The organism is Novosphingobium sp. BL-S-19 (genome assembly GCF_055521675.1).
On the sequence record NZ_CM145498.1, the window covers coordinates 3,837,539 to 3,862,285 of the forward strand.

The 24,747-nt window shown below is 65.3% G+C and carries 20 protein-coding genes; 12 read left to right on the forward strand and 8 right to left on the reverse strand.

All coding sequences use genetic code 11. From position 1 onward, the window contains the following. The first annotated feature begins 3 nt into the window (after positions 1-3). The 4 genes from ACZ1JV_RS26350 (at position 4) to ACZ1JV_RS26365 (ending at position 9,120) form a co-directional block, all read left to right on the forward strand. Complete coding sequence (locus ACZ1JV_RS26350; protein WP_465151187.1) at positions 4-2,043, forward strand: hypothetical protein; 2,040 nt, start codon at positions 4-6, stop codon at positions 2,041-2,043. 444 nt (positions 2,044-2,487) lie between these two features. Next, complete coding sequence (gltB, locus tag ACZ1JV_RS26355) at positions 2,488-7,125, forward strand: glutamate synthase large subunit (protein WP_465151188.1); 4,638 nt, start codon at positions 2,488-2,490, stop codon at positions 7,123-7,125. Positions 7,126-7,141: 16 nt separating this feature from the next. Continuing rightward, the gene (locus tag ACZ1JV_RS26360) at positions 7,142-8,575 is read left to right on the forward strand and encodes a glutamate synthase subunit beta (RefSeq protein WP_465136884.1); all 1,434 of its coding nucleotides are present in this window, start codon (positions 7,142-7,144) and stop codon (positions 8,573-8,575) included. A gap of 236 nt (positions 8,576-8,811) precedes the next feature. After that, complete coding sequence (locus ACZ1JV_RS26365) at positions 8,812-9,120, forward strand: putative quinol monooxygenase (protein WP_465151189.1); 309 nt, start codon at positions 8,812-8,814, stop codon at positions 9,118-9,120. A 20-nt stretch (positions 9,121-9,140) separates the two neighbouring features. Here ACZ1JV_RS26365 and ung read toward each other — a convergent pair whose 3' ends face one another. Then, positions 9,141-9,830 (reverse strand): uracil-DNA glycosylase, encoded by a 690-nt coding sequence (gene ung / locus ACZ1JV_RS26370; RefSeq protein ID WP_465151190.1) that lies wholly within the window; start codon positions 9,828-9,830, stop codon positions 9,141-9,143. Between the two features lie 94 nt (positions 9,831-9,924). On the opposite strand from ung, the gene ACZ1JV_RS26375 reads away from it, so the two are divergent. From ACZ1JV_RS26375 to ACZ1JV_RS26385, 3 genes are read left to right on the forward strand one after another with little or no spacing between them, the layout of a single operon-like run. Beyond that, positions 9,925-10,548 (forward strand): ribonuclease D, encoded by a 624-nt coding sequence (locus tag ACZ1JV_RS26375; protein WP_465136881.1) that lies wholly within the window; start codon positions 9,925-9,927, stop codon positions 10,546-10,548. Between the two features lie 25 nt (positions 10,549-10,573). Next, entirely contained in the window at positions 10,574-11,221 is a 648-nt protein-coding gene (gene lptC / locus ACZ1JV_RS26380) for an LPS export ABC transporter periplasmic protein LptC (RefSeq protein ID WP_465136880.1), read from the forward strand. After that, positions 11,218-11,727 carry an LptA/OstA family protein gene (locus tag ACZ1JV_RS26385; RefSeq protein WP_465151191.1) on the forward strand — a complete coding sequence of 170 codons (510 nt, stop codon included), beginning with the start codon at positions 11,218-11,220 and terminating at the stop codon, positions 11,725-11,727. The genes lptC and ACZ1JV_RS26385 overlap by 4 nt, the downstream gene beginning before the upstream one ends. Before the next feature lie 143 nt (positions 11,728-11,870). Here the strand turns inward: ACZ1JV_RS26385 and ACZ1JV_RS26390 are convergent, their stop codons facing one another. From ACZ1JV_RS26390 to ACZ1JV_RS26410, 5 genes are all read right to left on the reverse strand, one after another. Beyond that, positions 11,871-13,271, reverse strand: a complete 1,401-nt coding sequence (locus ACZ1JV_RS26390; protein WP_465151192.1) for a sugar transferase — start codon at positions 13,269-13,271, stop codon at positions 11,871-11,873. A 146-nt stretch (positions 13,272-13,417) separates the two neighbouring features. Continuing rightward, positions 13,418-14,476, reverse strand: a complete 1,059-nt coding sequence (gene holA, locus ACZ1JV_RS26395; protein WP_465151193.1) for a DNA polymerase III subunit delta — start codon at positions 14,474-14,476, stop codon at positions 13,418-13,420. Between the two features lie 24 nt (positions 14,477-14,500). Further along, positions 14,501-14,998, reverse strand: coding sequence for an LPS assembly lipoprotein LptE (gene lptE / locus ACZ1JV_RS26400; RefSeq protein ID WP_465136876.1), 498 nt, complete (start codon positions 14,996-14,998; stop codon positions 14,501-14,503). Beyond that, a complete protein-coding gene (gene leuS, locus ACZ1JV_RS26405) occupies positions 14,995-17,526 on the reverse strand; it encodes a leucine--tRNA ligase (protein WP_465151194.1) in 2,532 nt (843 codons plus the stop codon). Before leuS ends, lptE begins: the two co-directional genes overlap by 4 nt. A gap of 77 nt (positions 17,527-17,603) precedes the next feature. Then, a complete protein-coding gene (locus tag ACZ1JV_RS26410) occupies positions 17,604-18,080 on the reverse strand; it encodes a DUF3576 domain-containing protein (protein ID WP_465136874.1) in 477 nt (158 codons plus the stop codon). A 333-nt stretch (positions 18,081-18,413) separates the two neighbouring features. Here ACZ1JV_RS26410 and ACZ1JV_RS26415 point away from each other — a divergent pair, with 333 nt between their 5' ends. Beyond that, positions 18,414-19,181 (forward strand): hypothetical protein, encoded by a 768-nt coding sequence (locus tag ACZ1JV_RS26415; RefSeq protein WP_465151195.1) that lies wholly within the window; start codon positions 18,414-18,416, stop codon positions 19,179-19,181. Between the two features lie 169 nt (positions 19,182-19,350). Next, positions 19,351-20,073 carry an acetoacetyl-CoA reductase gene (gene phbB, locus ACZ1JV_RS26420; RefSeq protein ID WP_465136872.1) on the forward strand — a complete coding sequence of 241 codons (723 nt, stop codon included), beginning with the start codon at positions 19,351-19,353 and terminating at the stop codon, positions 20,071-20,073. A gap of 46 nt (positions 20,074-20,119) precedes the next feature. Here the strand turns inward: phbB and ACZ1JV_RS26425 are convergent, their stop codons facing one another. Both ACZ1JV_RS26425 and ACZ1JV_RS26430 read right to left on the reverse strand, forming a co-directional pair. Continuing rightward, positions 20,120-20,548 carry an HIT family protein gene (locus ACZ1JV_RS26425; protein WP_465151196.1) on the reverse strand — a complete coding sequence of 143 codons (429 nt, stop codon included), beginning with the start codon at positions 20,546-20,548 and terminating at the stop codon, positions 20,120-20,122. Between the two features lie 14 nt (positions 20,549-20,562). Beyond that, on the reverse strand, positions 20,563-21,711 hold the full coding sequence (locus ACZ1JV_RS26430; RefSeq protein WP_465151197.1) for a CDP-alcohol phosphatidyltransferase family protein: 1,149 nt from the start codon (positions 21,709-21,711) through the stop codon (positions 20,563-20,565). A gap of 215 nt (positions 21,712-21,926) precedes the next feature. Between ACZ1JV_RS26430 and ACZ1JV_RS26435 the strand changes: the two genes are divergently transcribed. From ACZ1JV_RS26435 to ACZ1JV_RS26445, 3 genes are all read left to right on the forward strand, one after another. Continuing rightward, a complete protein-coding gene (locus ACZ1JV_RS26435; protein ID WP_465151198.1) occupies positions 21,927-22,973 on the forward strand; it encodes a diacylglycerol/lipid kinase family protein in 1,047 nt (348 codons plus the stop codon). Between the two features lie 74 nt (positions 22,974-23,047). Further along, on the forward strand, positions 23,048-23,971 hold the full coding sequence (locus ACZ1JV_RS26440) for a hypothetical protein (RefSeq protein ID WP_465151199.1): 924 nt from the start codon (positions 23,048-23,050) through the stop codon (positions 23,969-23,971). Further along, positions 23,968-24,732: a nucleotidyltransferase family protein gene (locus ACZ1JV_RS26445; protein WP_465151200.1), complete on the forward strand. Its 765-nt coding sequence runs from the start codon at positions 23,968-23,970 to the stop codon at positions 24,730-24,732. The genes ACZ1JV_RS26440 and ACZ1JV_RS26445 overlap by 4 nt, the downstream gene beginning before the upstream one ends. Positions 24,733-24,747 lie beyond the last annotated feature (15 nt).

Here is a 24,747-nt window from a genome sequence, read left to right on the forward strand (position 1 = left end):
GTCATGAAGGTGGCGAAACAGGAACGCAACCCGCAGCGAGGTGGTAGCGGCGGCACCAGCCAGCCGATCACCCGCCATCCGCTCTTTCCGGCAATCGTCGCACTGTGGTTCGCCGCGCTGTTCGGCGTGGTCGGCGTGCTTTTGGGCACCACCACGATAGAACGCATCGTGGCGGCCACCGGCCTTGCCAAGGCGATCCCGATGGCGGCCCCGCCGCTCGGCACCACAGCGCGCCTGCTGGTCGCGCTGGGCCTTACCGGCATCGGCGGTCTTGTCGGCGCGCTGATCGGATTGCGCCTTTCCGCCCGCAACAAGCCGCTTGCCGAAGCCATGCATGACCTGAGCGACAGCGCTTTCGAGGAGATCGACGAGCAAACCTCCACTGTCGGCCGCCTGCCCGGCCGTCGTCGCGGGCTCGCCGCTCCGGCCGAAATCGACGCGGCCGAATCGGAACCGGTTGTTGGTCCGGCATCAATTGCAGCCCCTGCCCCGGCATCCGGCATTTTCCAGCTCTCCGACCTTGAAGACGACGAACTCGATGCCCGTGCCGCTGCCGCGCTCGCCGCAGTCCGCAAGCCGGACCTCGCGCAGATCGAAGCCGAAATCAACGAGTGCGAAGCGGTCGTGTCTGGCGTCGACAACGAAGACGAAGACACCGGGCCAGCTCTCCTGACCGACGCCTTCTCTCCCGCCGCCTGGGCCGATCCCATCCACTCGCCGGCCATCGGATTCGACGAGGGCGACGAGGAGGACGAAGACGGGGACGCCCCGGTCTCGCGCCTTTTCGAAGCCTATACCCGCACGCTGGAAGCTCGCGATGCGGCTGCTGCCCCAGCGGAGCACGAAGCCGAAACCGCTACCGAACAGGCGCTCTCGGAACCGCTCGGCGCCGAAGGCATGGAAGCAGCGCCGCCCGCCAACGTTCCGCCGGTATCGCCGGGCGCCGAACGTATCGCCGCCGCCCACCTGGACGATCTCTCGCCCGTCGAACTTCTGGAACGGCTGGCCCTGGCGATGGAAGAACAGCGCCGCAAGCTCGCGCTGGCCCAGGCGGCATCGCTTTCGGTCGTGCCTTTCGCGGCCAAGACCGCACATGATGTCGTCGACGAGCCGGAAACCCAGTCCTTCGAGCAAATCGAAGCCGCACCTGAGGACAAGAGCCCCCCGGCTCCGTCCGTAGCGCCTATTCTCCAACGGCTGTCGTCGCTCAATACGACTGCTCCGTTCGCACCGCCGCCTTTTGCGCCGCCGCCCTTCGGCGCGCGCCAGCCGATTGCGACGACTGAAGCCGATGACGAACCGGTCCAACCGGCGGCGAACTTCGCCTCGCCCTCACCGGGTGAAACCGGCGCCATCGGCGGCTGGTCAGACAGCGACGAGGCGATCGCAGACGCTCCGCCTCAGGCCGAATCCCCGGAGCACACCGACTCCGAACCATCCCAGCCCGTCCGGGTGCCGGCAGCCCTGCGCCCGGTGGGAACGGCCGCGTTTGACGAGGACGACGCCGTCCCCGGCTATATTCCGCCGCGCCGCATCATCATGCCGGCCGCGCCGGCAGCCGCGGCGGAATCGCCCGACGGCACCCCGGACCACCTCGGCGATCGGCCCATGGCCGGACTTGCCGGCGGACACGATTTCACTCCCGGCGCCAACGAGGAAGACGACGAAGACGAAACCCTCGCCTCATTCGCGGAAGACGATGGCTTCGCCGACGATGGCGAGGACATCGTGGAAGAGGGCGTGCTGGACGAAGGCTATTCCTCGCTGCTCGGCCTCCAGCGTCGCGCCGAACCGCGCAACGGCCTCATCAGTATCGAAGAGGAAGCCGCTGCCGCCTTCGACGAAGAATCCGGCCACACCATTGGCGGTGCGTACCCTGAAGACCACGCCATCGCGATGAACGATGGGGCCCAACCCTTTGCGCAACAGCCGCTGCCGGGCGCCCGGCTGTTCGATCCGCCGGGCCGTCCCGATCCGGCCGAAACCGAAAAGGCCCTGCGCGCAGCGCTCGCCACGCTCCAGCGGATGAGCGGCGCAGCCTGAAGCATCGTCGTCATATGAAAGAGAAAGAGGCGGGAGATTTCGATCTTCCGCCTCTTTCGTTTGCACTTTGCCGGCATGACCCGGCCGCGAACCAGGTGAGCCATGGAACCGCTCCGCGCGGGCTTTCCCATGCCCCTTTTCGCGGCCGATTCCTGTCGGAAGCGGCATTTGTCCCGACAATGGCTGAAAACTGCCCGATTCCGCTCTGCGTCTCATCGCCATCGGCGAACCAGACATCCGAAACGGACAACAAAATTCCCATTTTTACCGTGTCAACGCACTAAATCTTCGCCAGCGCGCGCCTTCGCGGTTGCAAAAGCGTCCCGTAATCGTCATGGGGGCGCTTAGGGGACACCATGGCGAATTCTGGCCGCGTGCGATTCGTGCGCGCCGGAGCGAGGCGCATGGTGCGAACCCCGGACAACGACAGGATGGGTTTTATCGATGGGATTTCCTAAGCCCCAGGGCCTTTATGATGCGCGTAATGAACACGATGCCTGTGGTGTGGGCTTTGTCGCCCATATCAAAGGAAACAAAAGCCACGCCATTATTACCCAGGCCTTGGAAATCCTTAAAAATATCGACCACCGCGGTGCGGTGGGCGCCGACCCCTTGCTGGGTGACGGCGCGGGAATCCTGACTCAGCTTCCCGATACGCTGTTCCGCAGCTGGGCCGCCGCAACGGGCGTCGAACTGCCCAAGGCCGGCGACTATGCCGTCGCCATGTGCTTCCTGCCGCAGGACGAAGCCTGCCGTGACCTGATCACGCAGACCTTCGAAAAGTTCGTGGCCAAGGAAGGCCAGACCCTGATCGGCTGGCGCGATGTGCCGGTGACGCTGGACGGGCTTGGCAAGACCGTGCTCGAATCGATGCCAGTGATCCGCCAGTGCTTCGTCGGCCGCGGTGAGAACTGCGCCGATCAGGACGCGTTCGAACGCAAGATCCTGGCGATCCGCAAGCAGACCCAGAACCCGCTGACTGCGATGGCCGAAAAGCACAACATGCCGGGGCTCACCGAGCTCTACATGCCCAGCTTCTCGACCCGCACGATCGTTTACAAGGGTCTGCTGCTGGCGACCCAGGTCGGCTCGTTCTACGACGACCTGCGCAATCCCGAGTTCGTCTCGGCGCTCGGCCTCGTCCACCAGCGTTTCTCGACCAACACCTTCCCCAGCTGGAAGCTGGCGCACCCGTTCCGCTTCATGGCGCACAACGGTGAGATCAACACGGTTCGCGGCAACGTGAACTGGATGAACGCCCGCCGCCGCACCATGGAATCGGAACTGCTGGGCGCCGATCTCGACAAGATGTGGCCGCTGATCCCGCACGGCCAGTCGGACACCGCGTGCCTCGACAACGCGCTGGAACTGCTGCTGGCTGGCGGTTACTCGCTGAGCCACGCGATGATGATGCTCATCCCCGAGGCATGGGCGGGCAACCCGCTGATGACTCCGGAACGCCGTGCGTTCTACGAGTATCACGCCGCGCTGATGGAACCGTGGGACGGCCCGGCCGCCGTAGCCTTCACCGATGGCCGCCAGATCGGCGCCACGCTGGACCGCAATGGCCTGCGCCCCGCGCGCTTCCTCGTCACCGACGACGATCTCTGCGTCATGGCGTCGGAATCGGGCGTGCTTCCGATCAAGGAAGACAACATCGTCCGCAAGTGGCGCCTCCAGCCCGGCCGCATGCTGCTGATCGACTTCGAAGAAGGTCGCATCATCGAGGACGAGGAAATCAAGAACCAGCTCGCAGGCGAAGAGCCTTACGAGAAGTGGCTTGAGATGGCGCAGTACAACCTCGCCGACCTCGACGTGATCGAGCCCGAACTGGCCCAGATCCCCGAACCGACCGGCACGCTGCTCGATCGTCAGCAGGCCTTCGGCTACACGCAGGAAGACACCTCGCGCTTCCTCGAACCGATGGCCGTGGACGCGGACGATCCGCTGGGCTCGATGGGCACCGACACGCCGATCCCGGTGCTGTCGAACCGTTCGCGCCTGCTCTACGACTACTTCAAGCAGAACTTCGCGCAGGTCACCAACCCGCCGATTGACCCGATCCGCGAGGAACTGGTCATGAGCCTCGTCTCGATGATCGGTCCGCGCCCGAACCTGCTGGGTCATGATGCCGGTTCGCACAAGCGCCTGGAAGTCAGCCAGCCGATCCTCACGGATGAGGATCTGGCCAAGATCCGCTCGGTCGAAGCCGCGCTGGACGGCGCGTTCCGTACCGAGACCATCGACATGACCTGGGACGCCTCTGCCGGCGCCACCGGTCTAGAGATGGCGATCAAGGAAATGTGCTGGGCAGCCACCGAGGCGGTGCTGGCGGACAAGAACATCCTTGTCCTGTCCGACCGTGCGCAGGGCCCGGACCGCATCCCGATGCCGGCCCTGCTGGCGACGGCTGCCGTCCACCACCACCTCGTCCGCCAGGGCCTGCGCATGCAGACCGGCCTCGTCGTGGAAACCGGCGAAGCGCGCGAGGTGCACCACTTCTGCGTGCTGGCGGGCTTCGGCGCGGAAGCGATCAACCCTTACGTCGCGTTCGAGACGATCGAGGAAATCCGCACCCGCAAGAACCTGCCGGTAACCGCCGAAAAGGCGCGCAAGAACTACATCTACGCGATCGGCAAGGGCATCCGTAAGGTCATGTCCAAGATGGGCATCTCGACCTACCAGTCGTACTGCGGCGCGCAGATCTTCGACGCGGTCGGCCTGTCCAGCGCCTTCGTCGAGAAGTACTTCACCGGCACCGCCACCACCATCGAAGGCGCCGGCCTGACCGAGATCGCGGAAGAGACCGTCCGCCGCCACGCTTCGGCCTATGGCGACGATCCGATCTACGCGAACATGCTCGACGTCGGCGGCATCTACGGCTCGCGCGTGCGCGGCGAGGAACACGCCTGGTCTTCCGAGAACATCGGCGCGCTCCAGCACGCGGTGCGCGGCAATGTGCCCGAAAAGTACCGCGAGTTCGCACAGTCGATCAACGACCAGTCCAGCCGCCTGCTGACCATCCGCGGGCTGATGGACTTCGTGCCCGGCGCCTCGGTTCCGCTCGAAGAGGTTGAATCGGCCGCCGATATCGTCAAGCGTTTCGCCACCGGCGCGATGAGCTACGGCTCGATCTCGTGGGAGGCGCACACGACGCTGGCGCTCGCCATGAACCGCATCGGCGGCAAGTCGAACACCGGTGAGGGCGGCGAGGATCCCAGCCGCTTCAAGCCGCTGCCGAACGGCGATTCGATGCGTTCTTCGATCAAGCAGGTCGCCTCGGGCCGCTTCGGCGTCACCACCGAGTACCTCGTCAACGCCGACGACATCCAGATCAAGATGGCCCAGGGCGCCAAGCCCGGCGAAGGCGGCCAGCTGCCCGGCGACAAGGTCGACAAGACGATCGGCGCGACGCGTCACTCGACTCCGGGCGTCGGCCTGATCTCGCCGCCGCCGCACCACGACATCTACTCGATCGAGGACATCGCGCAGCTCATCCACGACCTCAAGAACGTGAACCCCACGTCGCGAGTCTCGGTGAAGCTGGTGTCCGAAGTCGGTGTCGGCACGGTGGCGGCAGGTGTCTCCAAGGCACGTGCCGACCACATCACGATCTCGGGCTACGAAGGCGGCACCGGCGCTTCGCCGCTGACCTCGCTGACGCACGCGGGTTCGCCCTGGGAAATCGGCCTTGCCGAAACCCAGCAGACACTGCTGCTCAACAACTTGCGCAGCCGCGTGGTGGTTCAGGCCGACGGCGGCCTGCGCACCGGGCGTGACGTGGCCATCGCGGCGCTGCTCGGCGCCGATGAGTTCGGCTTCGCCACAGCCCCGCTGATCGCGGCCGGCTGCATCATGATGCGCAAGTGCCACCTGAACACCTGCCCGGTCGGCGTCGCCACCCAGAACCCGGTGCTGCGCGCGCGCTTCACCGGCCAGCCGGAACACGTGATCAACTACTTCTTCTTCGTGGCCGAAGAGCTGCGCGCGATCATGGCGGAGCTGGGCTTCCGCACGATCGCGGAGATGGTCGGCCGCGTCGACCGTCTCGACATGAAGAAGGCGATCACCCACTGGAAGGCCAAGGGCGTCGACCTGTCCAAGGTGCTCTATCAGGCCCCGCTGGGCGACAGCCCCTCGCTCAACTGGAGCCAGACGCAGGACCACGGTCTGGAGCATGCGCTGGACAACGTGCTGATCGAAGCCGCCGCCGACGCGCTGGACAAGCGTGAGCCGGTGCGGATCGAAAAGCCGGTGATCAACGTCAACCGCACCGTCGGCGCCATGCTTTCGGGCGAAGTGGCGCGTCGCTACGGCCATGCCGGCCTGCCGGACAACACGATCAACGTGAAGCTCACCGGCGTTGCCGGCCAGAGCTTCGGCGCCTGGCTTGCCCACGGCGTCACGCTCGACCTGACCGGCGACGGCAACGACTATGTCGGCAAGGGTCTGTCGGGCGGCCGCGTGATCGTCCGCCAGCCGGGCCACGTGAACCGTGATCCGCTGCAGAACATCATCGTCGGCAACACCGTGCTCTACGGCGCGATCTCGGGCGAGGCATTCTTCAACGGCGTCGCCGGTGAACGCTTCGCGGTGCGCAACTCGGGCGCCGTCACGGTGGTCGAAGGCTGCGGCGATCATGGCTGCGAGTACATGACCGGCGGCGTGGTGACCGTGCTGGGCAAGACCGGCCGCAACTTCGCGGCAGGCATGTCGGGCGGCGTCGCCTACGTCTATGACGAGGACGGCCAGTTCGAGAAGCTGTGCAATCCCGCGATGGTCGATCTCGTGAAGTTCTCGGCCGAAGCCGATGAAGAGGAAGGCGCCGGCCGTCCGCAGCAGCGGACCAATGGCGTCACCGACCTCGGCATGGGCGACATGCTGCGCCACGACGCGGAACGCCTGCGCGTACTGCTCGAACGGCACCACCTGCACACCGGCTCCAAGCGGGCCCGTGCGCTGCTCGACGACTGGGCGACGACCGTCTCCAAGTTCGTCAAGGTGATGCCGCGCGACTACGCCAAGGCACTCCGCCAACTCGAGGCCGAGCGGCTTGAAGCCGCTTCGGTGGCCGCAGAATAATTCGAAGGTAATAGAAATGGGCAAGGAAACCGGCTTCCTCGAACTGGATCGCCAGGATCGCACTTATGGCGACAAGGCCGAGCGTCTGAAGAACTACAAGGAGTTCGTCGTTCCGCTTTCGGCCGGCGCGCTCAAGGATCAGGCCTCGCGCTGCATGAACTGCGGCGTGCCGCACTGCCATACCGGCTGTCCGGTCAACAACATCATCCCGGACTGGAACCACCTGGTCTACGAGGATGACTTCCGCAACGCGCTGGAAGTCCTCCACTCGACCAACAACTTCCCCGAGTTCACCGGCCGCATCTGCCCCGCCCCGTGCGAGGCGGCATGCACGCTGAACATCATCGACCAGCCGGTCACCATCAAGTCGATCGAATGCGCGATCGTCGACAAGGGCTGGGCCGAAGGCTGGATCACGCCGAAGGTCGCCACCAAGCGTACCGGCAAGTCGGTGGCAGTCGTGGGTTCGGGCCCGGCAGGTCTGGCCGCTGCCCAGCAGCTGGCCCGCGCCGGCCACTCGGTGACGGTGTTCGAAAAGAACGACCGCGTCGGCGGGCTGATGCGCTACGGCATTCCCGACTTCAAGATGGAGAAGCACCTCATCAACCGCCGCATGGTGCAGATGATGGCCGAAGGCGTGGAGTTCCGCACCTCGGTCGAAGTCGGCGTGACGGTTTCGGTGGCTTCGCTGAAGGAAAACTTCGACGCCGTGGTCTTCGCCGGCGGCGCCGAGGATCCCCGTCCGCTGAACATTCCCGGCTTCGAACTGCCCGGCGTGCGCTTCGCGATGGAATTCCTGACCCAGCAGAACAAGCGCAACGCGGGTGACGACGAACTGCGCGCCGCCCCGCGTGGCACGCTCTCGGCCACCGGCAAGCACGTCATCGTCATCGGCGGCGGCGACACCGGTTCGGACTGCGTCGGCACCTCCAACCGCCAGGGCGCGGCTTCGGTCACGCAGCTGGAAATCATGCCCAAGCCGCCGGTTCATGAGAACAAGGCGATGTCCTGGCCGAATTGGCCGCTCAAGCTACGCACCTCGTCCAGCCACGACGAAGGCTGCGAGCGTGACTGGGCGGTGCTGACCAAGCGTGTCGTCGGCGAGAATGACGTCACCGGCCTCGAATGCGTCCGCGTCGAGTGGAAGGACGGCAAGATGCAGGAAGTGGAAGGCAGCGAGTTCACGCTCCAGGCCGACCTGATCTTCCTTGCCATGGGCTTCGTCGGCCCGCGCAAGGCCGGCATGCTCGATCAGTCGGGCGTCGAGCTGGACGCGCGCGGCAATGTGAAGGCAACCATGGCCGACTACCGCACCAGCGACCCGGCGATCTGGTCCTGCGGCGACATGCGTCGCGGCCAGTCGCTGGTGGTCTGGGCGATCCGCGAAGGCCGCCAGTGCGCCCGCGCGGTGGACGAAGCGCTGATGGGCGTTTCCGAACTGCCGCGCTGATCGAACGCGACATGACAATCAGGAAAGGGCGCCCCTCACCGGGCGCCCTTTTCGTATTTGCGATCAGCAGCAAGCCGTCTTGGTGCATTTTCATGGTGTCCGTTCACGGTCACCGGAACATGCGGGATCAAAAGATCAAAGCCTCTTCGCGTAATGTGAAGACGCTCTGGCGATAGACCGATGCTTGACCCGCGCGATGTCGAGGTCGAGTTTCCCGTGATTACGGGAGAGATACGATGCTGTTGGAAATCGCCGAAATCGACGTCCGCCACGGATCGGAAGATGCCTTCGCCAAGGCCATGCGCGAAACCGGCGTTCCCGAACTGGCGGCCTGCGAAGGCGTGGTTTCCATCCGCTTCGGCCGCGGTGTGGAAAACCCCTCGCGCTTCACCTTCAACGTCGTCTGGACGTCGATGGACGCGCATATCGCCGCGCGTAAGCTGGACAGCTTCGACCGCTTCCGCACCGCCTTCGACGACATGGCCATCGGCGGAACCATGCACCACTACGAAATGGACGAAGCGGTCGCCGGCCTTTCCGCCTGACCGCCCCCGTCAATTAGCGCCTACCAGTCGATCCGCCCGCGTCCGTTACCTTCGAGGAATTCGTTGGCCTGGCTGAAGTGCCGGCAGCCGAAGAATCCCGCATAAGCCGAAAGCGGGCTGGGGTGCGGCGCGGTGAGCACGAGGTGGTGGCTGGACGCCAATCCGGGCACGCGCATCGCCTTCTTCTTCGCATGGCTGCCCCAGAGCAGGAACACGCAGGGCTCCTGCTTTGCGGCAACGGCGGCGACGGCCGCGTCGGTGATCGCTTCCCATCCGCGATTCTGGTGCGAACCGGCCTGCGCCGCCTCCACCGTCAGCGCATTGTTGAGCAGCAGCACGCCTTGCCGGGCCCAATGCTCCAGATTGCCGTGGCCCGGCGCGGTCACACCGCAGTCGGTCGCCAGTTCCTTGTAGATATTCACCAGCGAGGGCGGCACTTTCACACCCTCCATCACCGAAAACGCCAGTCCATGCGCCTGCCCGGGGCCGTGATAAGGGTCCTGCCCCAGGATCACCACGCGCACTTCGTCCAGCGGCGTCAGTTCCAGTGCGCGCAGCCGGGTTCCGCGCGGGGGATAGATCGTCTTGCCGGCCACTTCCTCGGCTTTCAGCCAACCACCCAGCCGCCGCGACTCGGGCGTTTCCAGCACCGGCGCAAGCGCATCCTGCCAGGATGGCGGCACGCCCTGCATGGCTTCTGTTGCTTCCATCGCCGACTTACTCCCGAATTGTCGATATCGGGCAGCCCGAGGGGGCATCCGACCATTGCGAAAACCTGGGCCAGTCCCTAAGCATTTCCGGACTATGGCTGTCTATCTCCACGAAGAAGATCTCCCCGAAGGCGTGCTCGCGCCGGGGCCCGTTGCCGTCGATACCGAGACGATGGGCCTGATCACCCCGCGCGACCGCCTCTGCGTGGTCCAGATTTCCGATGGCAAAGGGGATGAGCATCTCGTCCGCTTCGCGCCGGGCAGCGCCTATGACGCGCCCAATCTGAAAGCGGTGCTGGCCGACCCGGCGCGCCTGAAGCTCTATCACTTCGCGCGATTCGATCTTGCCGCGATCGAGCACTACCTTGGCGTCACTGCCGCGCCGGTGTTCTGCACCAAGATCGCCAGCAAGCTGACCCGCACGTACACCGACCGCCACGGACTGAAGGACCTGGTGCGCGAACTGCTGGGCAAGGAAGTGTCCAAGCAGCAGCAGTCGAGCGACTGGGGCGCGGCCGAACTCACCGACGCACAGAAGGACTATGCCGCGTCGGACGTGCGCTATCTTCACGCCATGCACGAGATTCTCGTCGTGCGGCTGGCCCGCGAAAACCGGACCGAGATCGCGCAGGCCTGTTTCGACTTCCTGCCCGCCCGCGCGCGGCTCGATCTCGCCGGGTGGCCCGATCACGACATCTTCAGCCACGAAGCCGCCTGACCCTTAAACCGGAGAGCACGCGCGCATGTCCGAAGAAGCCATCCAGATCCGCAATCGCCGCCGGCATTTCGCCGCGCCCGGCGGTTCGCACGATCGTCTGGTCGGCTTCCTGGCAAAGGCGCTGCCCACCGGCATCGGGCTGGTTGCCGCGGTGATGATCCTGATCCCCCTCTCCCCGCGCGGAGAGATCAGCTTCCTGCTGGACCGGAACAAGGTGGCGGTGACGGAACAGCGCATCGCGGTGTCCAACGCCGCCTATCGCGGTCAGGACAATTCGGGACGTGACTTCGTGGTTACTGCCGGCACCGCCGTACAGCATTCACCGGATATTCCGGTGGTGGATATGCTCGACCTCGTTGCCAAGATGAACATGAAGGACGGGCCCACCACGATCGCGGCACCGCGCGGGGCCTATAATTTCGACGAGGATACCATGAAGGTGTCCGGCCCAGTGAACTTCAACGGCGCCGGCGGTTACCAGATGACCACCAAGCAAGTGGACATCGACGTCAAGCAGAAGACCGCGGTTGCTTCAGGCGGTGTCTCCGGCAGCGGCCCCAGCGGCACGTTCAGCGGCAATACGATGCATGCTGATCTCGACAACCGTACAATAACGCTCGAAGGCAATGCGCGCGGGCGCATCACGCCCGGCAAGCTGAGGATCCCCCAATGACCGTTCGCTCCGGCCTCCTCCGCACCGCTGTCGCCTTGCCGGTTGTGGGACTAGCCATCGTCACTGCCGCGCAGCAGCTGGGCGCTCAGGCTCTTTCCGGGCACAACAGCAACGCCCCGGTCGATTTCGGCGCCGACCGCATCGAGATGCAGGACAAGCAGAATCGGGTCGTGCTGACCGGCAATGTCGACATCACCCAGACCGACTTGCGCATGCGCGCTGCCCGCACGGTGATCGATCTTGCCAATTCCAGCCAGATGCAAGTCAACCGCATCACTGCCAGCGGCAGCGTCGTGGTGACTCGCCAGGACCAGACGGCTACCGGCGATACCGCGATCTACGATCTGAATCAGCGCATCATCACGATGGTCGGCAATGCAACGCTGAAGCGCGCCGGCGGCGACACACTGCGTGGCGGCCGCTTCGTGATCGACCTGAAGAGCGGCGTCTCCTCCGCATCGGGCGGGCGCGTTACCGGCACCTTCAACGTACCCAAGAAGAACTGAACGCGCCTCGAAAGCGTTGTTGGACGACGAAAGCCCGCTAAGGCCCGTCGATCAATCGCGCTTTGAGGATGGTTCGGGCTATTGTTCGAAATCGGGCGGCTCGTTTCGCCCTTTTCGAAGTGCGCTTCCGAAGCGCCGGTCGGTTAGAACGCCCGATCGTGCACGAGTACCCGCAAGGTCAGGAACAGGATCTGCAGATCGCGCATGATCGTCCAGCCCTCCAGGTATTCGAGGTCGGACTGGAGGCGGTTGACGAGATCCGATTCATGGTCGGTCGCCCCCCGGAAGCCGCGCACTTGCGCCAGGCCGGAAAGGCCGGGCTTCAGTGAGTGGCGCTGCCAGTATCGCAAGTCCACTTCCCAGAACAGCTTGTCGCCCGCCAGCGATCCCGTCGCATGGGGACGCGGGCCCACCAGGCTCATGTCCCCCAGCAGCACGTTGAACAGCTGCGGCAGTTCGTCGATGCTGGTGCGGCGGATGAAGCGGCCGATCGCGGTGATGCGCTGATCGTCCTTGGAGGCGGACTGGTTGCCGTCCTCATCGCACAGGGTCTGCGTCATCGAGCGGAACTTGTACATGTTGAAAAAGCGGTTGCCGCGGCCCATTCGGCGCTGGGTGAAGAACACCGGCCCGCCGTCCTGGAATTTCACCGCCAGCGCGACGACCAGCATCAGCGGGGACAGCGCAAGGATCGCACTGCCGGCAAAGCCCACGTCGAAGATCCGCTTGATCGCGCGTTCGCGCAGACCCAGCGGCCCGGCCGAAACCAGCAGCAGGCCGTGGTTGGCCGCGACCCGCGCACCCTGCGCGCCCAGCCGCGCCACTTCGTCGTCCAACACCTCGCCATCGACGTTCGCGCCCTTGAGGATCATCGCCCAGCTGCTGCGGCGATCGGCCGGGCAGCTGATGATTACGCGATCGATGTTGCGAAGCACCAGACCAAGGCGATCGAGCGCATGGGGATCGGTAAGATCCGGACGCAGCCCCATTGCCGCGGCGGACACCCGGATTGCTCCGGGCAAGCGCAACTGCGGCCCGCCATCGTCGATGATCAGTTCGTTGATCACATTGGCACCGACGCGCCACCGCACAAAGCTGCGCAGTTGCAATCGCGACCATGCCAGCAGCACCATCGCCAGGATCACGCCGCCGCTGAAAGCACCGCGCGACGATTCGCTGGACGATTTCATCAGGAACTGGACGAAGACCACCACCGCCACGGCGACGAGAATGGCCGCCTGCGCACGCAGCACACCGCGCCAGCCTTCGCGCAGCGCGCAAGTGGAGTAGGAACCGTTGTAAAGTGCCAAAGTCAGGAAGATCGGCAGCAGCACCTGGCCGTAGACCATGGAGCGCATCGCCCCGTCGTTCATGTCATAAAGCCAGCCGGCCGCCAGAAACCCCGCGGCCAGCGAAACGATATCGGAAACGATCAGGACGAGGTAACACTGAAGGCGCCGCCGCTCCAGCGAGGGAGCGACGAGCAACTCGTCTGCCTCTGGCCGTTGCCGTGCCTGCAGAGATACCGCGAATGGCGCGTTCACTCGTTCAACACTCCCCATTGCCGCATCCCCGTTCCGGAAACGACGTCGTCGAAACCTATCGCGACCTGTGCGAACGGGATTCAATGCTGCGGTGCAATAGCAATGTGACCCTATAAGGGTAATGCGTAAGGGGGAAGAACGTTAGGTTAAGCCGTTCTATTTGTCCGATGTTCTACATCAAGACATGCCGTGCGCGCAATTTCCAGTAAGCCCTGGGACAATAACAGTTCCGAATCCTGACTATTGCCAAGCAAGGATTGGTGCATCGCAACAAGTCGCGCCACCAGTCGCGCGAGTCGCGGGCCGCGCCAAATGCGCAGTTGGGCGGACAGTGCGGGCTTGTCTTTCCAGAACACGCGGCGCGCTCCCGCTTCGGCTTCCAGCAAGGCACCGACGTCTCCGCCATGCCCCAGCCGCGCATTGAGCCCGGCCAATTGCGCCGCCCGGCGTTCGAAGGCCAGCAGCAAGCCCACGGGGTTGATACCCTGATCCTTCATACGCTTCAGCTCGGGGCCGATCGCCGCGCGCTTTCCGCCCAGCACGGCATCGACCAGCGGCGAAAAGTCGTCATCCTCGGTCGACGCGCCGATCGCGTCCAGATCACCTGCCGACACCGCACGCGGCGTTTCCGGCAGGGCATCCAGATAGAGCGCCAGCTTGGTCACTTCGGACCGCGCCAGCCGCGTATCGAGCCCGGCGCCGCGGGCGATCCGCTCCGCCAGTTCGCTGCCCAGCTTCAGCCCGGCGCCATTGGCCATGGTGCGCACGGCGGCGGCCACGGTGCCGAGATCGGGCGGATGGAACATCGTCACCAGCGCATCGCTGCGCGCGGCAAGCAGCTTTGCGGTGCGCGACTTGTCGGTAGCGCCGGTGGCGACGATCAGCACCGGGCAGGAATCGACCGGATTCTCGATCAGGATCTGCACCGCATCATGGGCTTCATCGCCCTGCGCGCGCACCCAGATGTGCCGATCGGTGCCCCCGAACAGCGAGTTGGAGCGCGCCTCGTCGCCCAGCCGCACCGGATCCTTGCGCAATTCGGCGCCGGTCATCTCCACGCGCTCGCCCGGCGCGGACAGCAGCGAGACGATCTTCTCGGCCGCGTCGCTGCATCCGGCCTCGTCCGGCCCGCAGAAAAAGAACACCCGCGCCTGCTGTGCCGCGCGCGCGGCCATGCCGGCAAAATCCTTACGGGTCGCCTTCACCGATTGCGGCCCTTCACGGCTGGGTCACTGGTGCGTATCGCCCCGCAGCCGCAGCGCGACCCCGGTGACGATGCGCGAGGCGACATCCTTGGAGAGATTTTCCAGCGCGGTCTGCTCGGCGGCGATCGTCGCATAGTCGGACGATACGACGTCGATACCGGCATCCGATGCCGCCGTGGCGTCCAGCACGATCTCCCCACTGGACACATCGACCAGCTGGTAACGCGCGCGCAGGGTGCGGCGTTCGCGGCTGATCGTATCGTCCGACAGCAATGCCAGACCTTCCAGCTTGTCGTCCAGACGAACGTCGAGCCGATACTTGGCGGCGGAGCCGGTCTTGCCTGCGCCCAGTTGGTCGACCAGGGCATTGCGCACCAGCCAACCGGCGCGTCCCTCGATCGCCGAGACCTGCACATCGGAAAGGCCGCGCGCGATCGCGCCGCTGCCTCCCCCCGCATACATCGGGGTGAGGCCGCAGCCGGAGAGCAGCACGGCTCCGAGAAGGACGCTCAGGCGCTTCACGCGACGAGATTCACCAGTCGGTCGGGAACGACGATCACTTTTCTCACCTCGGCGCCATCGAGTGCACGCTGCACTTTCTCGCTGGCAAGGGCAAGCGCTTCAAGCTCTTCCTTGGACGTGCCCTTGGCGACGGTCAGCGTATCGCGCAGCTTGCCCTTCACCTGGACGGCCACGGTCACCTCATCCTCGACCAGCAGCGCCGGATCGACTTCGGGCCATGCCGCCTGCGCCACGAGACCTTCTCCGAAAGTGGCGAAAGCCTCTTCGGCAAGGTGCGGCATCATCGGCGAGACGAGCAGCAGAACCGTGCGGATCGCGTTCGAACGGCTGGCCGAAGGGGCCGCCTTCTCGACCGCGCCGGTCAGTTCGTAGATGCGCGCCACGGCCTTGTTGAAGCCCAGCGATTCGATGTCCGAAGCGACAGCGGCCACCGTCTGGTGCGCCTTGCGGTCGATCGCCTTGTCCTCGCCAGTCGCCGCAGCGTCGTACTGGGCGAACAGACGCCACAGGCGCTGGACGAAGCGGCCGCAGCCCTCGATGCCGGCTTCCGACCACGGCAGGTCGCGTTCCGGCGGGCTGTCGGACAGCATGAACCAGCGGATCGCGTCGGCGCCGTAGGTCGCGACGATCTCGTCGGGGTCGACGACGTTCTTCTTCGACTTCGACATCTTGATGACGCGGCCGATCTCGACCGGGGCACCATCGGCCTTCAGCGTTGCACTTTCGCTGCCGCGCTCGATCTCGCCGGGCGAGAAGTAGACCGGCTGGCCATTGGCATCGTTGATGCGGAAATAGGTTTCGTGCGTGACCATGCCCTGCGTGAACAGGCTGGCGAAGGGTTCCTTCACCTCTACCTTGCCGATGCGAGCCAGCGCGCGCGTCCAGAAGCGGGCGTAGAGCAAGTGCAGGATCGCATGCTCGATGCCGCCGATGTACTGTTCCACCGGCAGCCATTCGGCGATCTTGGCCGGATCGAACGGGCGATCCTCGGGCTGGCTGGCGAAGCGCAGGAAGTACCACGAAGAGTCGACGAACGTGTCGAGCGTGTCGGTCTCGCGGCGCGCGGGGTGGCCGCACTGCGGGCAGTCGACATGCTTCCAGGTCGGGTGGCGGACCAGCGGGTTGCCGGGGGTCGAGAAATCGACATCCTCGGGCAGCGTGACCGGCAGGTGCTTCTTGGGCACCGGCACTACGCCGCAAACCTCGCAGTGGATGAACGGGATCGGCGTGCCCCAGTAGCGCTGGCGCGAAACGCCCCAGTCGCGCAGGCGCCACACGGTCTTGCCCTCACCCCAGCCTTCGGCCTCGGCGCGCGCGATGACGGCGGCCTTGGCATCCCTCACGGCCATGCCGTTGAGGAAGTCGGAATGGACGCAGACGCCGTCACCGGCCTCGGACTCGCCATCGAACGGCTTGTCGGCATCGGCCTCGCTCGCCGCGACGACACGCAGGATCGGCAAGCCGTACTTGGTGGCGAATTCGAAGTCGCGCTGGTCGTGGCCCGGAACGGCCATGACCGCACCGGTGCCGTAGTCCATCAGCACGAAGTTGGCGATGTAGACCGGCAGGTCGGCGCCGGTGAACGGATGCCTGGCCTTGATGCCGGTATCGAAGCCCAGCTTCTCGGCGGTTTCCAGTTCGGCCGCGGTGGTGCCGCCCTGCTTGCACAGCGCGATGAAATCCTCGACCTCGGGGCGGCCGACGGCAGCCGCCTGCGCGATCGGGTGATCGGCAGCGACGGCCACGAAGCTGGCACCGAAGATCGTGTCCGGGCGGGTCGAGTAGACTTCCACCGAACCGATGCCGCCCACTTCGGCGGTCAGGTCGAACTTGAACTGCAGGCCTTGGCTCTTGCCGATCCAGTTCTCCTGCATCGTGCGGACCTTCTCAGGCCACTTGTCGAGCGTGGAGAGGCCTTCCAGCAGCTCGTCCGCGAAGTCGGTGATCTTGAGGAACCACTGGGAGAGCTTGCGCTTCTCCACCAGCGCGCCCGAGCGCCAGCCGCGCCCGTCGATCACCTGCTCGTTGGCGAGCACGGTCTGGTCGACCGGATCCCAGTTGACCGCCGATTCCTTGCGGTAGACCAGGCCGTTCTCATAGAGGTCGATGAAAAGCGCCTGCTCGTGGCCGTAGTATTCCGGCTCACACGTGGCGATCTCACGACTCCAGTCGAGCGCGAAGCCCAAGCGCTTCAGCTGCGCCTTCATGTTGGCGATGTTCTCGCGCGTCCAGCCGCCGGGGTGGACGCCCTTTTCCATCGCCGCGTTCTCGGCGGGCATACCGAACGCGTCCCAGCCCATCGGGTGGAGCACTTCGTGGCCGGTCATGCGCTTGTAGCGCGCCAGCACGTCGCCCATCGTGTAGTTACGGACGTGGCCGATATGGATGCGTCCCGAGGGATAGGGGAACATCTCAAGCACGAAGCTGCGGGGCTTCGACGAAGTATCGTCAGCCTTGAAGCACTGGGCTTCGTCCCACGCAGCCTGCCAGCGCGTGTCCGCCTGAGCCGGGTCGAACCGCTCGGTCATTTCTATCAGGTCTCCTGCGGGCGGCTTTCGCCCGCGCCATTGAATCCGCGGGCCGGATCAGCCCGCGGGAAAATAAATCAGCCGCCGATCGAATCGCGACGCAGGTCGCGGGCGCGGGTGAGGATGATGTCCTCAAGCTTCTGCACGGTGGCCGCCTGAACCGGCGCCGCCGTCCAGCCGCCACCGGCCGAAACTTCGCGCTGCGCGGTGACGCGCAGGGCATCGGCGCGCAGATCCTTGTCGAGGATCATCACGGTGACCTTGACGCGCTCGCCCGGGTTCTTGGGGTTGGTGTACCAGTCGGTGACGAGCACGCCGCCGGCGCTGTCCGACTGGAGAAGCGGCATGAACGACAGCGAATCGAGGCTGGCGCGCCACAGGTAGCTGTTGACGCCGATGGTGGTGACCATCGAAGGGGCAGCCGCCGCAGACTTGACCTGCTTCTCTTTCCGGCCGCCACCGCAGCCCGCCAGTGCAAGCGCCGCAACGGCACAAAAGCCCGCAGTTGCCAGCGATCGAGCGGTGAAGAGGCCCTTGTCGGTGCTGCCTGTCATGTCGTTTCCAGTTCCTGTCTCGGCACCACCCGCCGAAACACCGACGGTTGCCATCCAAACGCCTCTATAGCCGCCGTTGCCCGGGCGGCAAGAGTGGCCGCATCGGCAGACCGGCTAAACGGTAGATGCGTTAAACGCCACCTGAACGCGCCCGCCGTTTCGGCAGCCCGTTTCTCTCGCCCGTCGCGCCCTCTCCCGCTTTCGATCATCATGTGTTAAGGTGCGCTGGTGAGGATTGGCAGCTATGTCCGCCACCTCCACAGAACAAGCGCGCTTGCCACGCTGGGCGGGCATGCGGCACGAACAGGGTGAAGGGCCGTTCAGGACGTCACGATGGAACTGCAACGCAAACGCACGTCGAGAGGCGGCATGAAGGCGAGCGTCATGCTGGCCGGCTGTGTCTGCGTGCTCGCGCTGCCCAGCGCGGTGCTGGCGTTCTCCACCACTTTCCGCGAAGCGCAGCGGCCCGATACCTCCATCGATTCGCTGGACCCCGATACGTCGAACGAAAATCTTTCGCGCGTGATCGCCATGCGCTCGCTGGGCAAGGGGCAGCCGTTTCCCTTCACGCCGGCCGGCACCCCCAATCGCCCCGATCGCGCGGTGACGGTGGCGGTGCGCGTGGACGATGCGGCAGCCCAGTCGATCATCGTCGTGCACAATCGCATCCAGGTCGCGCGGACGGATACCGACGCGGGCGGCCTGCGCATCGCACCGACGGCATTCAACCTGGGCGTTTCGCGCGGCTACCAGAATTTCTCGCCGGACACGGCGCAAACGCAGGCAGCACCGCCGGCTCACGCGCTGGCAGAGGCGCCCGAATTGCGCAAATTCAGCCTTGCCGCCAATGCCGCGGATCCTGCCGAATCGCGCTTTTCCCCCCGCATCTCGATCGATGAGAAGCGCCCGCCAGGCCGCGCGCCCCACACTTTCGCGGGTGAGGCTGGCGAGGTGGATCTTGGCGGCTCCTACCGCCTGACCAAGAACCTCGATGTCACCGCAGGCGTGCGCTATTCGCAAGATCGCGAGCGTCTGGTGCCACTGACCGACGGCAAGCAGGATTCGCAGGCCATCTATCTGGGCACGCAATTCCGGTTCTGACGCCCCTAAAGGCGGTTCATTACAGTTTCCTTTCACGCAATCACAGTTGCGCTCGTCTCAATCATTTCGGCGCAAATAAGCCTCTTGCACGGTGGCGTTCCGCTTGCCCTGACCTTGCGCATTTCCTAGCCTGCCTCCCGGTGGATGCACTGAAGCGAAAGGCTTGAGAATGGCGCGTGTTGCGATCGTTACCGGCGGTACCCGGGGCATTGGCGAGGCTATCTCGCTCGCCCTCAAGGAACGTGGACATACCGTAGTTGCAAATTACGCAGGCAATGAGGAGAAGGCCCGCGCCTTCACCGAAAGGACCGGCATCCCCGCCTACAAGTGGGACGTGGGCGATCACGAGGCGGTGCTAGCCGGCGTGGCCGAAGTCACCGAAAAGCACGGCCCGGTCGATATCGTCATCAACAATGCCGGCATCACGCGCGACGGCGTGCTGCACAAGATGACGTTCGACGACTGGAACGACGTCATGCGCATCAACCTGGGCGGCTGCTTCAACATGGCCAAAGCCACATTCCAGGGCATGCGCGATCGCGGTTGGGGCCGTATCGTCAATATCGGTTCGATCAACGGTCAGGCCGGCCAGTACGGCCAGGTGAATTACGCCGCCGCCAAGTCCGGCATCCACGGCTTCACCAAGGCGCTGGCGCAGGAAGGCGCCAAGTTCGGCGTCACCGTCAACGCCATCGCGCCCGGCTATATCGATACCGACATGGTGGCCGCCGTTCCGCCCCCGGTGCTGGAAAAGATCGTTGCCAAGATCCCGGTGGGCCGCCTTGGCAGCGCTTACGAGATCGCGCGCGGCTGCGCGTTCCTCTGCTCTGAAAATGCGGCTTTCGTGACCGGATCGACCCTGTCGATCAACGGCGGCCAGCACATGTATTGATGGCGATTGGCGCAGGGAGCATCGGCTTCCTGCGCCATCGACCGAATTATCCGAACAGCGGTTTCAGCCACGCCACCAGCGCGGCAAGGTCTTCGCCTTCCAGCGCGACGGCATGGCCAAGGTCCGGCACTTTCGGCCAGCCGCAATCGACGAATTCGCGCCCCTGCCACTCGCGCACGCCTTCGTAGCGCGGGATGACGTGGAAGTGGACGTGCGGGTCCACCATCATCAGCATCAGGTAATTGAGCTTCGCGTAGCCGACCGCTTCGGCCAGCGCGCGCTCGATCGCGCCCGTCGCCTGCTTGAGTTCGGCATGGGCCTCCGCCGGCAGATCGCCGAACGCCGTGGCCTCGCCCTTCGCAGCCAGCACCAGCGAGCCCAGAGTGGGCTGCGCAGGCCGCGCCAGCACCACCCAGTGACCGAATTCCGCGACGAGGCTTGCCGGGAAACCGAACTTTTCCATCGTCGCGTTCATCGCACCTTCTCCCTTCAGGAATCCGCCAGCCAGGACGTGATCTTGCCGCCCTGTCCGCGCACGATCCATGCCTGCACCAGCCGCACGGCGTGAACCAGACAGGAAATCACCGTCCACCACGCCACCGCGATCAGGCCCAGATCGGGCCGCGAGAACAGCATCGAGACGAACAGGATCACCATGTTCGGGTTGCGGCGCGCAGTGATCAGGCGGAACTGGCTGTCGAACTTGCGCCAGACGTGGATGTGCATCATGCCGTTCTGGCGCATGAACACGCCTTCGATCAGGCGCTGCACCAGATAGCCGCCCTGGATCGCGGCCTGCACCAGCCAGAAGGTTGTGCTGTCATAGCCCAGACCCCAGTAAGTCAGCCCGGTCGCCCAGAACCACCACCAGAACGGCGGGTGGACCAGATCCATGCCGTGATCGAACACGTTGCCCCAGGCGGAAGAGGTGATCGTGCAGCGCGCCAGCTTGCCGTCCACCGTGTCCAGCACCATGAACACCAGCCCCAGCGCCATGCCCAGCCAATAGTGGCCATAGGCGAAGAGCACGGTGGCGATCACGCAGAACACCGCGCCGACCGTGGTCACCATGTTCGGGGTAATGTGCAGCTTGGCGCAGATGCGCGTCAGCACCAGCGCCCATTCGGGCCAAAGGTACTTGGTCAGCACATCGGTCACGCCCTTATAGGCACCGAAATAGCTGGCCCGCTCGATCGGGCGCACGCTGTCGCCGGTCAAGGCCATCAGGAACGGCGTCTCGCGCTTGCGCAGCTGCTTGTTCTCGATGGTCGGTCCGCTCTCGAACGCAACCACATCCATTCCGGACGAATCGGTGAGCGCGAATCCGGCGCTCATGGCCGCCGTGATTCGCCCGGATTGGTCAGAATCGGCCGCGTGGGCCAGGACGGGCACGCCCCCCAGCGTCAGCACCATTCCCGGCCGCTCCGCAACATGGCGAAACCACGCAGGATCCCACGCGAAAGCGGCGTTTGCCAGGATTGCGGCGCCTGCCGGCGGCGCGTCGGCGCTCTCGCAGCCATTCGCGCGGGCAATTCGCGCCGTCCGCTGGGTCATTGTAAGACCCCAGAGTTTCAGAGGGTTATCGCCGATCGTGACGACGATCGGACGGGACTGGGGGGAGTTTTCCGTATCGGCCATGCCACTCGCCGTAATCTTTCCCGACCGATTTGGAAATGCGGCAAAGCGTTTTACCCGGTCCCGCACCGCAGCGCGTTCCGCAACCGGCTTGCAGGAAATGCGCAATTTGTTGCCGGAATTTCAACGCCCGGAAAACCGCCATAGAACTGTAACTTGAATGTGTCAGGGAATGTTTCTTGGTGATTTCCGGGGCGGGTGACACTACATAGGCTCCCGTGTACGGAACAATCTACGAATTCGAAACGCTGCCGACCATCGGTGAGCAAAGCTCTCGCCGGGCCCCCCGCCCGGTGCGCCAGTCGCGCCGTGGCCGCGCAGTGCCGCTCGTCGGCATCATCCGCAATCCCCGCAGCCATCGCAACAAGGGCCACGCGCCCGAGATGGAGGATTGCTCCAACATCCTGACGGAAACCCCGCGCACGCGCATCGATCTCTATCGCGTGCTCGAAGGTTTCGCCCAGCGCGGGATCGACTATCTCGTAGTCGACGGCGGCGATGGCACCGTGCGGGACGTGCTGACCTGCGGCGCCGATATTTTCGGCAACCACTGGCCCACGTTCATCGTCCTGCCCAAGGGCAAGACCAATGCGCTGGCGATCGATCTCGGCCTACCGAACCAGTGGTCGCTTGCCGAAGCACTGGCGGCCGCCCATCGCGGCAATACGCTGGTGCGTGCACCCTTGCGGGTTTCGTCGCGGGACGGCAGCTCCGGCTGCATCCAGGGCTTCATCTTCGGCACCGGCGCCTTCGCGCTGGCCACGAAGGCCGGCCAGGAAGCCCACCGTCGCGGCGCCTTCAACAGCTTTGCCGTCGGCCTGACCGTGCTCTGGGGTATCATCCAGACGCTGTTCGGCCGCGCCGGCAATCCGTGGCGCGCCAGCACGCCGACCCGTCTGATCGACCATCGCAGTGGCCGCGACCTGCCGTACAACGGCAAGGGCAATCCGCACGAGCGGTTCATGACGGTGGCCACCACGTTCGAACAGTTTCCGCTGGGCGCAAGGCCGTTCGGCAGCAAGGTTGCCTCTGGCATGAAGCTGGCGGTGATCGACTGGCCGGTGCGCTGGATGATGGCCATGCTGCCGGTGATCCTGATGTTCGGCATCATGGGCCGTTTCCTGGACCGCAGCGGCGCACACCGCTTCGCCACCAGCGCGATCGACCTCGACATCGACGGGCCGTTCATCCTGGATGGGGAGGCTTTTCCTTCCGGCAACTACGTGCTGGAAGAAGGGCCCGCGATCACTTTCGTGGTGCCCTGAACCTTCGGCAATGCCACCCCGCAATACTGGCCCCGACTCTTGATTTCGGGGCCGGCTTGCCCGAGCATGAAAGCATGACGGACATCTCCAGCGAAACCCTGGAAACGCGCGTGCGCAAGGCGCTCGGCCGCGCTGTGGTGGTGGAAGTGCGCGCCTTCGCCGAACGCTTGGCGCACGCTACGCCGGGCACGGCGGCGGTGCTGTTCTACGGCTCCAACTTGCGCACCGGATCGCTGGAAGGCGTGCTGGATTTCTACGTGCTGACCGATGGCCCGCAGGTAGAGAAGATCTGGCCGCGCGTCAGCTATCACGAATGGGAACGCGAAGGCGTGGTCCTGCGCGCCAAAGTCGCGACGATGGCGCTGGAAACCTTCCGCGCCGCCGCTGCCGGCGAACTGGTCGACACCACGATCTGGGCGCGCTTCGTCCAGCCGAGCGGCCTTGCCTGGCAGCGCAATGTGGTTGCCGCCGACAGCGTGGCCAAGGCCGTTTCCGGTGCGGCCCGCACCGCCAGCCGCCTTGCCGTCGCGCTCGGCCCCGATCGAGGCACGGCGGAGGATTACTGGCGCGCCTTGTTCCGCGCGACTTACGCCGCCGAATTCCGCGTCGAGAAGGCGGGGCGCGAGGATTCGATCCTTTCGGTGAACCGCGAGCATTTCGACGGGCTGCTGCCGCTGGCGCTGGAGGCCGACGGCATTGCCTTCGCGCGGGAGGCCGATGGCACGATCCAGCCGCAACTCGCCGCCGCCGAGCGTCAGAAGACACTCGGCTGGTGGGCGCATCGCCGCCGGATGGGCAAGCCCTACAACGTGCTGCGCCTGCTCAAAGCCTCCACCACTTTCGAGGGCGCCGCGCGCTATGCCGCGTGGAAGATCGAGCGGCACACCGGCATTCCCGTGCGGCTGACGCCGTGGCGCGAACGCCATCCCGTGCTCGCCGCGCCCGGCGTGCTTTGGCAGGTCTGGCGCGCGAAGAAGGCGCGGGAGCGGCTGGCATGATGGATCGCCCGCACGCGGCGCTGGTCCTCGCCGGCTCGCGTCCCGGCGCCCCCGATCCGGTCGCCGCCAGCGAGGGTACCAGCCACAAGGCGCTGGTGGAGATCGCCGGCAAGCCGATGCTCGCGCATGTCGTCGGCGCGCTCAGGCAGAGCCGCGTCGAACGGATCGCCGTCGTCGCCAACGACCCGGCAGTGATCGCGCTGGCGCAGAACCTTGGCTGCGAGGTTATCCCAGCGAAGGCCGGCCCCAGCGCCAGCGTCGCCGCGGGGCTGGAGCACCTTGGCGCGCCGATGTTGGTGACGACGTCGGATCACGCCCTGCTGCGCAGCGCATGGGTGGACGATTTCATCGCCGATACGCCGGCCGATGCCGATGTCGCCGTGCTGCTGGCCCGGCGCGAGGCTATCGAACAGGCCATGCCCGGATCGAAGCGCACGTATCTGCGCTTTGCCGATGGCGACTGGTCCGGCTGCAACCTGTTCCTGCTGAACACGCCGCGCGCCGAAACCGCCATCGATACCTGGAAACTGGTGGAGGCCGACCGCAAGCGGCCTTGGCGCATCGCTGCAAGGCTCGGCGTCGGCATCCTGATCGGCTATGCACTGGGCCGGCTGACGCTGGCCGGCGCCCTGGCGCGGCTGGGCGACAAGATCGGCGTTTCCGCACGCCTTGTCGCCGCAAGGGATGGCCTGGCGGCAGTGGACGTCGACAAGCCATCTGATCTGGCCGACGCCCGCGCCATTCTTTCGACGCGGGCTTAACGACACCTAACCGCA